This window comes from Bilophila sp. T19-St14 (assembly GCF_059728385.1).
The window spans coordinates 3351976-3368132 of record NZ_BAAGFT010000001.1; the positions used below are offsets into that span (position 1 = coordinate 3351976).

11 protein-coding genes are annotated in these 16157 nt (G+C 56.1%); 4 read left to right on the forward strand and 7 right to left on the reverse strand.

Annotated features, from left to right (window positions below; all coding sequences use genetic code 11):
* Positions 1-296: 296 nt before the first annotated feature.
* Positions 297-512: an amidohydrolase family protein gene (locus AC6I1V_RS14155; RefSeq protein ID WP_486853915.1), complete on the reverse strand. Its 216-nt coding sequence runs from the start codon at positions 510-512 to the stop codon at positions 297-299.
* Between the two features lie 84 nt (positions 513-596).
* Positions 597-1517, reverse strand: coding sequence for a DMT family transporter (locus tag AC6I1V_RS14160; protein ID WP_486853916.1), 921 nt, complete (start codon positions 1515-1517; stop codon positions 597-599).
* 213 nt (positions 1518-1730) lie between these two features.
* Between AC6I1V_RS14160 and yfcE the strand changes: the two genes are divergently transcribed.
* The 3 genes from yfcE to AC6I1V_RS14175 all read left to right on the forward strand — a co-directional run bounded on the left by yfcE (position 1731) and on the right by AC6I1V_RS14175 (position 4840).
* Positions 1731-2282, forward strand: coding sequence for a phosphodiesterase (yfcE, locus tag AC6I1V_RS14165; protein ID WP_302553303.1), 552 nt, complete (start codon positions 1731-1733; stop codon positions 2280-2282).
* 300 nt (positions 2283-2582) lie between these two features.
* Positions 2583-3947: an MATE family efflux transporter gene (locus AC6I1V_RS14170; RefSeq protein WP_337431193.1), complete on the forward strand. Its 1365-nt coding sequence runs from the start codon at positions 2583-2585 to the stop codon at positions 3945-3947.
* Between the two features lie 92 nt (positions 3948-4039).
* Positions 4040-4840: a tellurite resistance TerB family protein gene (locus tag AC6I1V_RS14175; protein ID WP_486853917.1), complete on the forward strand. Its 801-nt coding sequence runs from the start codon at positions 4040-4042 to the stop codon at positions 4838-4840.
* A gap of 599 nt (positions 4841-5439) precedes the next feature.
* Here the strand turns inward: AC6I1V_RS14175 and AC6I1V_RS14180 are convergent.
* The 5 genes from AC6I1V_RS14180 to AC6I1V_RS14200 all read right to left on the reverse strand — a co-directional run bounded on the left by AC6I1V_RS14180 (position 5440) and on the right by AC6I1V_RS14200 (position 14227).
* Entirely contained in the window at positions 5440-7071 is a 1632-nt protein-coding gene (locus tag AC6I1V_RS14180; protein ID WP_483972067.1) for a polysaccharide biosynthesis/export family protein, read from the reverse strand.
* 102 nt (positions 7072-7173) lie between these two features.
* Entirely contained in the window at positions 7174-7545 is a 372-nt protein-coding gene (locus AC6I1V_RS14185) for an RT0821/Lpp0805 family surface protein (RefSeq protein ID WP_337430384.1), read from the reverse strand.
* Between the two features lie 2639 nt (positions 7546-10184).
* Positions 10185-10802 (reverse strand): pyridoxal 5'-phosphate synthase glutaminase subunit PdxT, encoded by a 618-nt coding sequence (gene pdxT / locus AC6I1V_RS14190; RefSeq protein ID WP_486855067.1) that lies wholly within the window; start codon positions 10800-10802, stop codon positions 10185-10187.
* 4 nt (positions 10803-10806) lie between these two features.
* Positions 10807-11688: a pyridoxal 5'-phosphate synthase lyase subunit PdxS gene (pdxS, locus tag AC6I1V_RS14195; protein ID WP_490338313.1), complete on the reverse strand. Its 882-nt coding sequence runs from the start codon at positions 11686-11688 to the stop codon at positions 10807-10809.
* A 613-nt stretch (positions 11689-12301) separates the two neighbouring features.
* Complete coding sequence (locus AC6I1V_RS14200; protein WP_497737096.1) at positions 12302-14227, reverse strand: ATP-binding cassette domain-containing protein; 1926 nt, start codon at positions 14225-14227, stop codon at positions 12302-12304.
* A gap of 390 nt (positions 14228-14617) precedes the next feature.
* Between AC6I1V_RS14200 and AC6I1V_RS14205 the strand changes: the two genes are divergently transcribed.
* On the forward strand, positions 14618-15700 hold the full coding sequence (locus tag AC6I1V_RS14205) for an ABC transporter substrate-binding protein (protein ID WP_302554261.1): 1083 nt from the start codon (positions 14618-14620) through the stop codon (positions 15698-15700).
* Positions 15701-16157 lie beyond the last annotated feature (457 nt).

Below are 16157 nucleotides of genomic sequence, written 5' to 3' on the forward strand. Positions count from 1 at the left end.
TTGGCGGGCTTTGAGGCATTGGCTATCCCTTTGGAACTTCAAGAAATAGAGCATCAATCGTTTCCTATGACACAGCCAATGGAAAAGGTATGCCCCTCGTAAGGACAGGGGCATACTTCAATGTGGAAACCATTGTTCATCGTGAGTGAGAGCGATGCTCTCGCCCCTGTAAAGCGGTTACGTCCTAGGTCTTGTCGTTATTTTACATATAATTATTTGAAACTATTTAAAATAGTTTTTGTGACTTGAAAATGGCTAAATAATTCCAATAGATTATATTTAGTTGATGACGCGACCTAATTCCCTTCGGGAATTTCAAGTTTGAGTACCTTTGCGGCGTTTTTCCACATCAGTTTTGGCAGGACTTCCGGCTTGAACAGCGCCTTGAAGTGTTCCACGCAATCCACGATGGGCATCAGGGGATAGGCCGAGCCGTAGAGGAAACAATCCTGCATGAAGTTGTTGGCGGCCATGATGTAGTCGGCTGCCCCGTTGCAGTTGAAGAGGTACATGTCTGGGCAGAGGCATATGTTTTTCTAGAAGAAGCATACGCCGAGGATTTGCTGTACCCAAGGCCAGCCGCCGTGGGGGAAGGGTTACTTGAGAAGGCGCTTTGCCGCGTAGAGATCGCCGAGCGAGGCGTAGCAGATGCCGCCGATGATGAGCGCCCCGCCGATCATCTGCGGGAGCGTGATGGACTCGCCCAGGACGAATGTGGCCTCAAGGCTTGCAAACAGCGGGATGCTGTTGTAGACGATGCCCGCCCTGACCATGCCGATGCGCTCGATGGCGAGGCTCCATGCGAGGAAGGAAACGACCGAAGCCCCAATCCCTATATAGAGGAGGGCGCTGAGGATGGAGCCGTTCAGCGGGCTCAGGCCGGTGGTGGCGGCCTGCCAAACCAGCGGCGGGATGAGCCCGATGACGCCGATGCCGATGAGCAGGGCGAGAAAGGCCTTTTGTGGGAAGGCGTTGGGGCGGCAGCGGAGCATGAGGCTGTAGACGGCAAACAGGAAGACCGAAAGGATCATCCATAAGTCGCCTTGCGCAAAGCGCAGCACAAGAAGCGTGTCGAGCTTGCCGCGTGATACGAGGACGACGACCCCGAACAGGGCGCCGCACAGCCCAAGGATTTGGAACCGGGAAAGCCGCTCGTGCAGGAACAGGTGGGCGATGGCGGCCATGACGACAGGGGATGTTGTGGCCAACAGCGACATATTGGTGGCGTCGGTCGTGTGCCCGGCCTGATAGATGAAGGTATTGAAGCAGGTGATGCCAAGCAGGGCCATCAGGATGACCTTGCCCCATGATCCCCTGACGAGGGGGAGCGAGCGCAGCAGGCTCCGGCCCGCAAAGGGGAGGATGGCCAGAAACGCGATGACCCAGCGCCAAAATGACAGCTCAACCGGAGAAAGCGCCCCCGCAAGGCCGCGGGCCACGACGAAATTTCCGCTCCAGACCACGGTAGCGAGCAGGGCGAACAGGTATCCTGTAACGGTATGGGAAAGGATGGGCATGGCTGCCTCAAGAGGTTAGGGCGACCCGGATAGTCGTCGTTTCCGCCGGAAACGGCCCGGCGAAAAAAACTATCTTTTGGTTTGGGGCTCCGTCAACCGGGATTTTGCCCTGAGCTTCCGCGTGTCCATGCGGGGGCGGGGCTTTCCCCCCGTTTGCGTGCAATGGCGGAACAGGATAAACTTGGCTATCCTTATCTTTGGAGAACGATTCTTATGCGTTTGCTTATTGCTTCCGATCTGCACGGCTCCCCGGAAGCCGCCGCGTTCCTGCGCCGGCGCTGTGAGGAGCTGTCGCCCGATATGTTGGTTCTTCTCGGCGATTATTTGTATCACGGCCCGCGCAACCCCCTTCCTTCCAACTATGGGCCGCCGGATGTGGTTTCCGTTTTTTCGGATCTCACAACGCCTGTCGTGGCCGTGCGCGGCAACTGCGACGCCGAAGTGGATCTTATGCTGCTTCCGTTCGCGGTGGAAGACAGTGCCGTGATCGCCGCTGACGGACTGCGTATCGTGGCGCAGCACGGGCACCACCTTCCCAGCCGCCCGCCCATTCCCGGCGTGCGCCCCGGCGATGTGGTCTTGAGCGGGCATACCCATATCCCGCGGGGGGAAACCGTCGACGGCGTCCATTTCTGGAACCCCGGCAGCACGACGCTGCCCAAGGGCGGCTTTCCAGCTTCCTATGGCCTCTTTGAGGCAGGCGCTTTCCGCGTGTTCGGGCTTGACGGGCGGCTTCTTTTGGAGCATCGGCCTTCGGCGGCCTGAGGTTTTCGGAGGAAGGCGCCTTGAATGCGGGGCGCCTTCCTGCATGAACCCTAACATTTTGTAACTTCCGTAATAACTTCGTATTTCAGCCGATCCCGTCTTTGGAGGAGGCTCCGAGCGTGTATTTTTCCGCTTGATTTTACGGGCGGGATGCCTCAAAACAGGGCCACCTCACCTTTTGGGTTTTCTTCTCCACTCCTCCCTCCGTTGAGTGCCACATCTTCCCGTCCTGTGCGGCAACGCAGGACGGATATTCCATCTTTCGTATTGCCCCAATCGATAGAGACAAGGCAGGTTCATATGGCCGAAACCAGCGCCACGCTTTTGCTGAGAACAGAACCGATCGGAAAACTGCTCCTCCGGTACTCCTTGCCCGCCATCGCCGCGATGGTGGTCTTTTCCCTTTACAACATCATCGACAGTATTTTTATCGGGCACGGCGTCGGGCCGTTGGCCATTTCCGGCCTTGCGATCACGTTTCCGGTCATGAACCTGACCTTTGCGCTGGTTTTGCTCGTCGGCATCGGCGGCGCGTCCATCTGTTCCATCCGGCTGGGGCAGCAGGACATCGACGGCGCCACCCGCGTGCTCGGCAACGTCCTGCTGCTCGGCCTCATCAACGGGGTGACGTTCGGCCTGTTGTCGCAACTGGTGCTTGATCCGGTGCTGACGGCTTTCGGGGCCAGCGAGCACACCTTGCCCTATGCCCGCGACTTCATGCAGATCATCCTATACGGGCTGCCTGTCACCTGTACCATGTTCGGGCTCAACCACGTCATGCGGGCTACGGGATATCCGCAAAAAGCCATGCTTTCCGCCGTGCTGACCGTGGGCATGAACGTCATTCTGGCGCCGATATTCATCTTTTGGCTGGAGTGGGGCATCAGGGGCGCGGCCGTCGCCACGGTATTGTCACAATGCGTAGGTATGGTGTGGGTGCTGAGCCACTTCCGCAACCCGAACAGTACCGTGCATTTCCGGCGGGGGACGTTCCGGCTGCGCCGGAAGATCGTTTCAAGCATCTTTTCCATCGGCATGTCACCGTTTTTGCTGAACGTATGCGCCTGTCTCGTGACGGTGCTCATCAACATCGGCCTCAAGCAGTACGGCGGCGACATGGCCATAGGCGCGTTCGGCATCCTCAACCGGATACTCATCCTGTTCGTGATGCTGGTCATGGGGCTTACGCAAGGCATGCAGCCCATTGTGGGATACAACTACGGGGCGCAGCAGTTTGAGCGGGTCAAGCAGACCCTGAAGTACGGCGTCATCACCGGCGGGCTGATCACGACGGCGGGATTCCTCGCCGGGCAGTTTACCCCGGAAATCGTGGCCCGGATGTTCACCAACGACGCGGGGCTGATCAGCCTTTCCGTGGAAGGGATGCACCTTGCTACGCTGGTATTCCCCTTGGTCGGCATCCAAATCGTCGTCGGCAACTTTTTCCAGTCCATCGGCAAGGCCAAGCTGTCCATTTTCCTTTCCTTGACGCGCCAGTTGCTGTTCTTGGCCCCGTGCCTGCTCATCCTGCCGCGTTTCTTTGGGTTGAACGGCATCTGGATCAGCCTGCCCGTGTCAGACTCGCTGTCGTTCGTGGCCTCAATGGGCGTGCTGTATATGTTCCTTCGGGAGATGCGCCGGGCCCACCACAGCCGGGAAGCGTGAGATTCTCATGCGCTGGTGGATTTGCCCGGTTTTGTTAGTGTCGTAACCGGGCGGGAGGTTCTTCCGCCTCACAAACAGGCAAGGAGTTCCTCATGAAGGATTTATTCAATCAGATAAGCAACGGCCTCGGCGGGCTGGGAGGGCTTGGCGGCAAGCTGAACGGCGCTCTCGGCGGCCAGCGGGAGGCGGATGCCCCGTCCGGCCAAGGGACGGGCAACGCCCTTGGAGATATGGTGAAATCCGCCGGAGGGCTTGGCGGCCTGCTCGGTTCGGCGGCGCTTGGGGGACTGCTCGGCGCGCTGATGTCGGGCAAAACGGCCCGCAAGGTTGCCCAAGGTGCGCTGATGGCCGGCGGAACGGCCGCCGTCGGTACGTTGGCATGGAAGTTCTACCAGAAGTGGGCCGGAACCAACGGCGCGGCCCCACAGGGGCAACCCGCCGAACCGATCCCCGCTGTTCATCCCGCACCGGGCGGCTGGCCTGCGGAACTCCAGCAGACACCGTCCCCGGCTGTTTCGACGGATCAGACGGCCCTGTTGCTGCTGGAGGCGATGATCTTCGCCGCCCGCGCCGACGGGCACATCGACGGCAAGGAACGGGCCAACATCCACAAGGCCGTGGAGTCGCTGTTCCCGATGCAGGATATGGCGCAGGTGCTGGATACGCTGCTGCATAAGCCGCTTGATCCGGCCTCGCTCGCATCCCGCGTAACCAGCCATGATGAGGCCCGCGATCTGTATCGGCTTTCCGCCATGATCATTGATGTGGATCACTTTATGGAGCGCAGTTACCTTGACGGCCTTGCCGCCGCGCTCACAATCACGCCTGAAGAGAAGGCCGCACTCGATAAAGAGGTTGAAGAAACCAAAAGGATAGCCGTAGAGCCGTCCTGATCCCGTTCCCCTTTTCCGCCGCTGATGGAGCCCTGTGGAACTGAAATCTTGCTGCGCGGAAAACTGGATTGCCGTTCAAGAGGTTCCCGTCTCCGTAAAGATGGGAACCTCTTTTGCCTGGGCCGTGTCGCCAATTAGATGTAATCTGTTGAAATTATCCAACTATTTTTCAAGTTGCAAAAAAGATTATTTTTAATGATTTCAAATAATTATATGTAACATGACGACACAGCCTAGGAAAGGCTCCCTCTCCCCAATTTGTTAGGCTCTATATAGCATATGGTTGTGTTATCTCCTCAACATATTGAAAAGCATATATTTTTGGCTCTGTCATAGTATGTGGTTGCTTCATCTCAATAGTGCGGTAAAAATACAGCCTTTTCTCTTCGGTTTTTCTCTTGGTGGAATACAGGGCTAAGGCATTTTTTTCGGTTATCCCTTTGGAACTTCAAGGAAAAAAGTATCAACCATTTTCTATGACACAGCCATATTTTTTCAGTTTTCCGCTGATGGGCTCCATGATTGGGGCCTTTTATTGGTTGTTTCTTTGGAATCCCAAGAAATAAGGCATCAGCCGTTTTCTATGGTACAACCATTTGTTACAGATCCAGAATAACCTTGCAGGCGACGGCAACCTGATAAAGCACCTGTGAGATGTCCTTGACGGCCTGCAAGTTCTTGGATTCCACGCGGGGCAGGACGAGCACCTGATCGCCGGGCAGCACTTCCTTGGCACGGGGGATGACTTCGCCGCTTGGGTGGACGACTATGAGGTTTGATTCGTCGGCACGGTTGCTGAACCCGCCAGCCCCCTTGATATAGTCGTCCATGTCCTTGTCTTTGTTCCAGACAATGGCTTGCGGCATCATGACTTCGCCGCTGATGAGCACCACATCGGTCTTTTCCGGGATGACGATGACGTCCCCGTCTTCAAGGGCGAGATCCGCGATGTTGCCCTTGGTTCCGACCACCACAACCCCCTCAGGCTGCACTTCCTTGGCGCGGGAAATGAAACTGGACAGCATTTCCGCCTCTTTAGAGCGGATCTGCGCTTCGTCGGAACTGGCGGACGTAGCGGTATAGGCGTTCTGCTCCAGACGGCGCAGGGCGTCTTCAATGGCTTTCTTCTGGCGGACGGCGACGCTCTTGCGTTTGATGTACAAACCCTCAAGGTTGGCGCGTCCCGGCTCCACGGCGATGTAGCTCATGACTTCGTGCAGGCGCGTGTTGCGGCGCACCGGGAAACGCGATGCGCCGCGGATGGCCCCCTGCGCTTCGATCATGATCGTGTCGCCGGGGCGATCCGCGAGGAACCGAACCTGATCGCCGCTCTCAAGGCGCAGCGCCTTGAAATCGTTCATGGGCAGATACAGGTTGTAGGGCGCACCGCCGCGCGAACCGCTGAGGCTGACATGGGTGGCCCTCGGCTGGGGATCGGCAAGTTCGATGAGTTTCGCGCCGGTCAGTTCGTCGGGCTTGAATTCAAAACGCGCCGTATTGCGGACTTCGCCGAATGTGATGACGGAAGGCCCTTTTTCGCCGACAACGACGGTATCGCCGTCCTGAAAGCGGATATGCGGCATGGAGCCTTTCAATACAAAGGGATAGAGGTCGAACGACCCCACTTCCTGCCCTTGGCGCAATACGCGGATATTGCGGTAGCTGCCGCGCTTGGAATCGATGCCGCCCGCCTTGTCGAGGAAGGCGAGGATGGTATCGGAGGGCGTGCCCGTATAGTTGCCGGGGCGGGGCACGAAGCCGGTCACGAAGATCGAGACGGGCTGGGTGTCCATCGGGCGGATATACATCTCCACATCGACCACGCCCGCCGCGTTGAGCTTGCTCTTGATGGCCTGCTCCAGCGGCTCCTTGGCGTCGATGGGCAGGCCCGCCACAGGCACGCGCCCGATGTCGGGAATGGTGATCATGCCCTCAGGATCGACGGTCAGGATGTCGTCCATCGTGCGCCCGCCCCACAGACGCATGATCAGGCGGTCGCCGCTCTGGATGACCTTGCTGGCGGAACTTTGGGAAAAGTGCCCTTGAAAGAGGTTGGTTCCAAATGGAGCGGGTTCGGATGCCGGAGCCGCGGGCGCAGCCGTGGCCGAAGCTGTGGCGGTCGCCGTCGCCGTGGCGCTGGCGGATGCGGCATCAGCCGCCGACGCCGGCAGGGAAAACGTCATAGCCAGCAGGCAGCAAAGGAAAAACAGCTGGTTACTGCGGGAAAACAAGGGGTGCCTCCACAAGGATAAGAAAACGATGTCCAGAAACGGACGACAGGGAACGCCCCTCCCGGCGTACCGGAAGGGGGCGTTTTGGGGTGCCGGTTGGGGTTACGGTGTCGTGATGCCCTTGCCCCACACGCGGGGCATGAGCCGCCATTCTCCGGGGCTGCTTTCGTCGCCTCCCTGCCCGTTATGGCAGATCACGACGATTTCCGCTTCATGCTGCGCCGAAAGCAGGGTGGCCCGCTTGCAGGTTTCACCCGCTGCGGAAAGAAAAGCATCTTCAAGGGTCACACGGACTTCGCCGCCGAACGTCTCGTCTTCTATGACGGCTGTGGCTCCGGCGGTGTTGGCGACCATGAACTGGGCCACGGGTGAAAGCGGCTGCGGTTCCGCCGGCGGGAGAGCCGGGGCGCCCTGCCAAGAGCAGCCGGCAAGGCCGCCAAGCAGGATCAGGCCACAAAATTGAAGAAATCGCATACAGATCCTCCGAAACGCCGGGATGTTATTCCCCGCTGTGAAAAGCGTTCGTCTGCGGTTTCTATACGTTGTCAGGCCGTGCTCTGTCCACTGGTATGGCTGGGTGGAAGGGGGAGGAAGCGAGGACGGCTGGGGAAGAGAGGAAAACTTTCTTTGGAAGGGGGAAGCGTCCACACGTTTCTTTTTTCTTCCTTTTCTTATTACTCTCTCCCCGCGCCATCCCCCTTCAAGGACTTTTAACTTTATCGAGCCCTGACTGATGATGGTTCTACGGCTGGAAGAGGGGAACGTTTGGATTTGGAACTGTGCCACAGGAAACGATAACCGCTTTATTTCTTGAAGCTCCCAAAGGGCAATCAATAAAATGCCTCAGCCATGAAGCCCACCAGCGGAAAATTTGGAGAAAAAGGCTGTAATTCCACCATGCTGTGGAGATAAGACAACCATACTTTATGAAAACGTCTTGCCTAAAAAGACACAACTGCCTTTACTTTGTTCTTATTCTTGAATAAAATTCGATAAAACAGCCATAAACCTGCCAGAATTGCTTTATGACCTAGGCTGTGTCGTTATTTTGCATATAAGTATTTAAAATTATTAAAACTTTTGTGGTTTAAAAAAATTATTAAATAATTTAAATATATTACATATAATTGACGACACGACCTAATCATTCTGACCAATGGATGCCCATAAATAGAGTTTCCTGATAACATCAACTAGGCTGGTATACTATGAATCGAGGCAGTTTTATTGCACTTGTTATCGCACTTTTTGCCTCATTGATTACCGGATGCACGTCAGCCCGCTGGTGGGTATAGGTACCGTACTTTTTGCCTTATTATTACTAAGGTTCTGCCATAGTCTATGGTTGTTTCATTTCAGCAGTATGCTGAAAATAGAGACTTTTTCTCCAATTTTTCCGCTGACGGACTTCATGATTGGAGCATGTTATTGGTTATTCCTTTGGAATTTCAAGAAAGAAAGCATCAACCGTTTTCTACGGCACAACCATTACTATATTGCGGCATTATTTTACATATAACTATTTGAAGTTGTTTAATTTTTTGTAATTTAAAAAAATAATTAAATAATTTAAATATATTATACTAGTTGGCGACATAACCTAAAAGGACACCAACCATCCCCTCCAATGCCTTGCGCTATATGACAGCACCGAATTGCGCCCGGAAATGCCGTTTTCCGGGTTTTTCTTTTAATTAGGTCTGAACTAAAAGAGGATGTTAGGCCCTTTTGGGGGCAAAAAAACATATATTCCTGTGAAGTGCCAGGAGCTATTTGGTGAGAGATTTTGCTATCATGCCATCTTTTTTATTTGGCTTTGTTAAGAAGGTGATTGTTTTATCTCCGCAGCATGGTGGAAATACAGGCTTTTTATCCAGTTCTCCCATCGGCGAAATCCATGACTAAGGCATTTTGTTGGTTATTTCTTTGGAATTTCAGGGAAAAAAGCATCAACCGTTTCCTATGGTACAGCTTTTTATCCAATACTTATAATAGATAATGAATATATAAAACTTTTAAAATATTCATAGGCTGTGTTTAAGGTTGTGGTTGATACAAGATTCCAACTGGAAAGGAAGAGTTCTTTGGAAATTATTTGGAGGTCTCGCAACAATTCTTCAAAACTGGATTTCATGTAATGAACAAAAAATGAGAGAGGCCCACATCACTAGACGTGGAACGAGCTTTTATCTATTAATTTTCATTGAAAAAATCATCAACCGTAAATTGAACACAGCCTATTCATATGTTACTAGGCTGTGTTGTTTTAGATATAATTATTTGAAATTATTGATATAATATTTTGTATTTTTTAAAAAATAATTAATAATTTCAATGTATTATTATATACAATTAACGACACGACCTAGGTTATAAAAAGCATAGGCTGTGTGTCATAGGAAATGGTTGATGCCTGATTTTTTGAAATTCCAAAGGAACAACCAATAAAATCCCCCAAGAATGGAGTCCACCAACAGGGAAACTGGAAAGGCTGTGTCCTAGAAAATGGTTGATGCTTTTTTCCTTGAAGGTGTAAAGGAATAGCCGGCAAAATGCCTTGACTATGGATTCCACCAAGGGGAAATCTGGAGAAAAAGGCTGCATTTTCACCGTGTTGTGGAGATGAAGCAACCATATACTATGACAGAGCCACTAGAAAAAGCCTGTATTTCCACTGTACTGTGGAGATAAGACAACCACATGCTATATGACAGAGCCAAAGTATAAAATTGGGCTGTGTTTAAGTTTGTGGTTGATACAAGATTCCAACTGGAAAGGAAGAGTTCTTTGGAAATTATTTGGAGGTCTCGCAACAATTCTTCAAAACTGGATTTCATGCAATGAACAAAAAATGAGAGAGGCCCACATCACCAGACGTGGAACGAGCTTTTATCTATTGATTTTCATTGAAAAAATCATCAACAGTAAATTGAACACAGCCTAAAATTTACACTTCCGCGCAGCCGGGAGACGGAAGCCTCCGAACCGATGCTGTGCGGTTCCCGTTGCCTTCATTGACCCTTACAAAAGTCTTGGGAGGGAGAGGGGAGGAGTTTGAGGAGGGGGGGAGGGAACCTTTCTGGAGAAAGGTTCCCTCCCCCCCTCCTCAATGCCTAATTATTCCCAGCCATATCCACGACCCACTGATGGAGGCGCAGGTCATTGGTCAATTCGGGATGGAAAGAGGTTGCAAGGATATTCCCCTGCCGCACGGCAACGGGGAAGCCGTTGATCCGGGCGAGCACCTCCACGCCGGGGCCGACCTCTTCGATGAGCGGCGCACGGATGAAGACCGCTTCGAGGGGCGCTTGATCAGTCGGCTTCCCGTCCGCTGCGGGAAACGGGCGCAGTTCCAGCGGGGCCGTGAAGCTGTCAATTTGCCGCCCGAAGGCGTTCCGGCGCACGGAAGCGTTCAGGAGGCCGATGCGCGGCTGTTCGGGGTGATCAAGGATGTCCGAGCAGAGCAGGATAAGCCCCGCACAGGTGCCGAATACGGGCATCCCGCTTTGGATCAGCTCCCGCACACGGCCCATCATACCCCATTCGATGAGGAACTTGCCCATGACCGTGCTCTCGCCTCCGGGGAAGACAAGGCCGGAAAGCCCTTCGAGGTCTTCCCTCGTGCGGATTTCCACGGTTTCGGCTCCGCAGAGGGAGAGGGAACGGACGTGTTCCCGGAAGGCCCCCTGAATGGCCAGCACGCCGATGCGCGGGGCGGACGCTGCGGCCATCGGCTTACCAGCCCCGTTCCTGCATGCGCTGTTCGGGCGCGATGGCCGAGATTTCCAGTCCGGGCATGGCTTCGCCGAGATCGCGCGAGACTTCCGCAAGGATCTTGTAATCATTGTAGTGGGTCACGGCGGCGACAATGGCCTTGGCGCGCTTGGCCGGGTCGGTGGATTTGAAGATGCCGGAGCCTACGAACACACCGTCGAGGCCGAGCTGCATCATAAGGGCGGCATCGGCGGGCGTGGCGATGCCGCCGGCGGCGAAGTTCACCACAGGGAGGCGGCCTTCGGCGCGGATCTTGAGCACGAGTTCGAGCGGCGCGCCGTTTTCCTTGGCAAAGTTGGCGACTTCCTCTTCGGGCAGGGCGCACAGGGCGCGGATCTCGCCGAGAACCATGCGGCAGTGGCGCACGGCTTCGACGACGTTGCCGGTTCCGGGTTCGCCCTTGGTGCGGATCATGGAAGCGCCTTCGGCAATGCGGCGCAGGGCCTCGCCGAGGTTGCGGGCCCCGCACACGAACGGCACGGTGAAGCCGCGCTTGTCGATATGGAAACGGTCGTCGGCGGGGGTCAGGACTTCGCTTTCGTCGATGTAGTCGACGCCGAGGGATTCGAGGATGCGGGCTTCGACGATATGGCCGATGCGCGCCTTGGCCATGACCGGGATGGTCACGGCGTCCATGATGCGGAGGACGATGTTCGGATCGGCCATGCGGGCGACGCCCCCGGCCTTGCGGATGTCGGCGGGGACGCGCTCAAGGGCCATGACGGCGCATGCGCCCGCTTCCTGCGCGATTTTCGCCTGTTCGGGGGTGGTGACGTCCATGATGACGCCGCCCTTCAACATTTCGGCCAGACCGGACTTGAGCTGGAATGTACCTTTCTCCATGATCTATCTCCTTGAGAACCTAGCGGTTGCGTTGATGATGGACGTAACCTAGCAGCGCTCCGGGGAGCCGGGGTAGCGATCCGGCTGGTCATGGATCAATGTTTTTGGCGGGCGGGACAATGTGGATTGTCATGGTGACAATGTATGGTGGCAAAAAGAAGGCAAATACAGCTTGATGGCCTGTGACGGCCGGCGCGCCGCCTCAATATGTGCCTTTTGAAAGGGAATCTGTGCCCCGAAAGGCGCAGGGATTCAATGAGCACAAAATGCTTGGAAAAGGGAGGCGTGGGGGAGGGAAAACGCGGGGCTTTTTTTCAGAAGGCCCTGCCATAGAATATGGTTGTTGCGCCTCCACCACATGGTAAAGGCTTTTTCCGCTTTCCTGCCAGTGGGCTCCACATCTGAAGGGCTTTACCGGTTATCCCTTTGGAACTTTAAAAAGCATCAGCCATTTCCTTGAAGTTCCAAAGGATTAACCGAAAAAATGCCTTAATCATGGATTCAGCCGGTGAGAAAACCGGATAAAAGGCCGTATTTTTACCGTGCTGCGGAGGTGAGGCAACCACATCCTATGACAGGGCCTTTCAGAAAAGTTTCCCCCTCCCCAATGGATCTATTTGCCCTCGGCGTTGCCTTCCAGTTCGGCAATGCGGAATTCGACATCCTCCCAGCGTTGGAGGGCGGCGGTCTGTTCTTCGTCAAGCTCGGAAATGCGCTTTGCGGTGGCGTTGAACCCGTCGGGATCGCGCGCGAAGAAGCCGGGATCGTTGAGCCGGTCTTCAAGCGTATGCTGCTCGTCTTCCAGCGCCGTCATCTTGCCGGGCAGGGCTTCCAGTTCGTCCCTGAGCATTTGCAGCTCGCGCTGTTCCTTGAAGGTCAGCTTGCGCGGGCCGATCTTGGCGGGAGGGGCCAGCGGCTTGGGTTTCGGCTTGTCGGCGTGGGCAGCCACGGGCTCGGGGCGCTGGCGCAGCCAGTCCGTGTACCCGCCCACATACTCATGCACCTGCCCGTCGCCTTCAAGAGCCAGCGTGGTGGTGACGAGGTTGTCGAGGAACTCGCGGTCGTGGCTGACCATGAGCACCGTCCCTGAATAGTTGGCGAGCAGCTCTTCAAGCAGTTCCAGCGTTTCCACATCCAGATCGTTGGTGGGTTCGTCGAGAACCAGCAGGTTGGAGGGCATGGTGAACAGCTTGGCGAGGAGCAGGCGGTTGCGCTCGCCGCCGGAAAGCGTGTGTACCGGAACCCTGAGCCGATCCGATTCAAAGAGGAAATCCATGAGGTAGCTGGCCACATGGCGCTGCTGCCCGTTGATGGTCACGGTGTCGTTGCCGTTCGCCACGTTGTCCATGACCGATTTTTCAGGATCGAGCGAGGAGCGGAGCTGATCGAAATAGCTGACTTCGAGCCGCGTCCCGTGCCGGATGGAGCCTTCCGTGGGCTCAAGCTCACCGAGGAGCAGCCGGAGCAGGGTGGTCTTGCCCACGCCGTTGTTGCCGATGAGCCCAATGCGATCCCCACGCTGGATGATGGCCGAAAAGGCGCTGAATACGCGGTAGCCGTCGGGGTAGGCGAACCCCGCCTGTTTCGCTTCGATCACCAGCTTGCCGGAGCGTTCCGCCTCCTGCGCGAGCATGGAAACGACGCCTTGGCGCGACACGCGGGCCATCCGTTCGGAGCGCATGGCCTGCAGCGCACGGACGCGGCCCATATTGCGGGTACGACGGGCCTTGATGCCTTGCCGTATCCACGCCTCCTCCTGCGCAAGCTTCTTGTCGAAGGCCGCAGCCTGTTTTTCCTCGGCATCAAGGCGCTCCTCCCGGCGTTCGAGGAACTGGTCGAACGTGCAGGCGTAGCTGTAGAGATGGGCGCGATCCACTTCCACGATGCGCGTGGCGAGGCGGCGGACAAAGGCGCGGTCATGGCTGATGAAGACAAAGGTTTTGACCCGTCGGACGAGGAAATCTTCCAGCCACGCGATGGTCTTGATGTCCAGATGGTTGGTGGGTTCGTCGAGCAGCAGGTTTTCCGAGGCGACGAGGGCGCGGGCCAGCGCCACGCGGCGCTTGTTCCCGCCGGAGAGCGTGGCGAAGTCCGCTTCGGGATCGAGGCCGAGCTGGTTGATCGCTTCAAGGATGTCGCCGTGGCGCTCCCAGCCCTCCCCGGTCTGGAGCAGGTTGCGGGCCAGCGCCAGCCTTGAGGCGGAAAGCTGGTCTTCGCGGCCCGTGGCGATGAGGTGGGCGGCGGCCAGCGCTTCGCCTTCCTTCCCAAGCCCTGAGGCCACCACGCCGAAGACCGGGCCGCTCCAATGATCGGGCACGGCCTGCGGCATATGCCCGAACGTGACGCCCGGCGTGCGGACGATGGTGCCGCCGTCGGGCGTGAGGTCGCCGGACAGCAGGGCCATCAGGGACGACTTGCCGACGCCGTTGCGTCCGACGAGACAGACCCGCTCTCCCTGCTCCACATGCAGGTCGGCGGCATCAAGAAGCGTCTTGCCGCCCAAATTGAGCGTGACGCCCTGTAAACTCAAAAGTGCCATGAACTCCCTCGCAGGATACGCGAAAACGGATCGCGGGAACATTTGTTGCGTAGAAAGGGCGCTGCGGGAACGCTTGGCGGGGCCTTTCCGTGGGTGGCCCGGAGCGTGCCGCGCGGCGCTGACGGTACGGATTCTGCCCAGAAAGATATGCCGCTTTCCCGAAAGAGGCAAGGGAATGGCCCTGATGCCGCCCCGCCGCCATGCCGGGCGCAGTGATGCGCCGCTTGCCCCATGATTCTTTCAACACCGAAAAACTCCGAAGGGGCCCCCGCGTTGCCACTGCCCTTTTTTTAAGGTATGGTTACGGCAAATGTCCTTGGCTGTCCTGTGGGGAGTGGCTCTGTTCGGAAGCCGGGGAAACGAACGTTCTCATGGGTGGATGAGGAAATCATGAAAGTGCGTAATCCCTTTGCTGGTCTGTTGGCCCTGTTTTTTGTGGTCGCGTGGTGCCTGAGCGGCTCCGCAGCGTTCGCCAAGCCCCTTGTGCCGCTTCGTACGGCATGGCTCGGCGAGCATGAAACCTTCTTGGTCTGGTACGCCAGAGAAAAGGGATGGGATAAGGCTGAAGGGCTGGATCTCGAACTGCTGCCCTTTGAATCCGGCAAAAACGTCATTGACGAAATGCAGTCCTCCAATTGGGCCATTGCCGGCGTCGGCGCCATGCCCGCGCTGACCGCCTCGTTGAGCAGCCGCCTGTACATCGTCGGCATCGGCAACGACGAATCCGCTTCCAACGCCATTTTCACGCGTGCCGACAGCCCCATCCTCAAGATGAAGGGCTTCAACCCCAACTGCCCCGAAGTCTACGGCAACCCCGGTTCCGTGCGCGGGAAGACCTTCATCGTCCCCAAGGGTACGTCCGCCCACTACATGCTGAGCCGCTGGCTGCATGTCCTTGGCCTGAACGAGCGTGACATCAAGATCGTCGACATGCAGCCGTCCGAAGCCATGAAAGCCTTTGCCGAAGGCCAGGGCGACGCCATCGCGCTGTGGGCCCCCCAGACCTTTGAAGCTGAAAAGCTCGGCCTGAAGACCATCGCGCACTCCAGCGACTGCAATGCCCGCCAGCCCATCCTGCTCGTCGCCAATATGGACTATGCCAATAAGCATAAGGGCGACATCGTGGCCTTCCTCCGCGTGTACCTCCGCAGCGTGGACATGATGAAGAAGACCCCCGCCGAGGATCTTGCCGACGACTATATGCGTTTCTACAATGCGTGGACCGGCAAGGCCATGACCCGCGAAGAAGCTATCCGCGATATTAAGGATCACCCGGTATACGCGCTTGACCAGCAGCTCGCCATGTTCAAGCAGAGCTACGGGACCAGCGAACTGCGTGAATGGCTGCACGATATCGTCTCCTTCCAGAATGAGACCGGCGAACTGGATCGGCGTGATCTGGCCCGCCTTGAGCGCCTCCATTATGTCACCGACATTTACCTGAAGGCCGTAAAGGAACCTGCCAAAAAGTAGTTCCTCGCGCCAAAAATGTTTTTGAAGGTGGTTCCGGGATGTTGCGTCCCGGAACCACTTTTCTTTGAGAAAGAGGGGGCGGTTTTTGTGAAGTTCTGTTTGACTTTTTCCGTTTGTTTGAGAAAAATCGCTTTCCGTCTTGTTTCTTCCCGGAAAAACGCAGGCTGCGCGGGTCGCGTGCGGCCGTTTCTGTGTGTTCGGTGAACCGGAGCGGTTCCGTGTCCGTTCCGGCTTCATATGGCTGCCGTGTTGGTAACAAGTTGGTATCAAAGTATGTTTTCGCAATATGAAGGGATCTTGAATTTTTTCGAGTTCCGTAATGATGCGGCTGTGGAAAAGTTTTTCACAAGCCGGTGCATAAAGAGGGCCCTTCATATGAAAACCCTTGTCTCCCAAGGGTAAAGAAAACATCGGAGAAGTGGCGGTATTGCAAAAAGGCCTGTCATTACGGGTAACT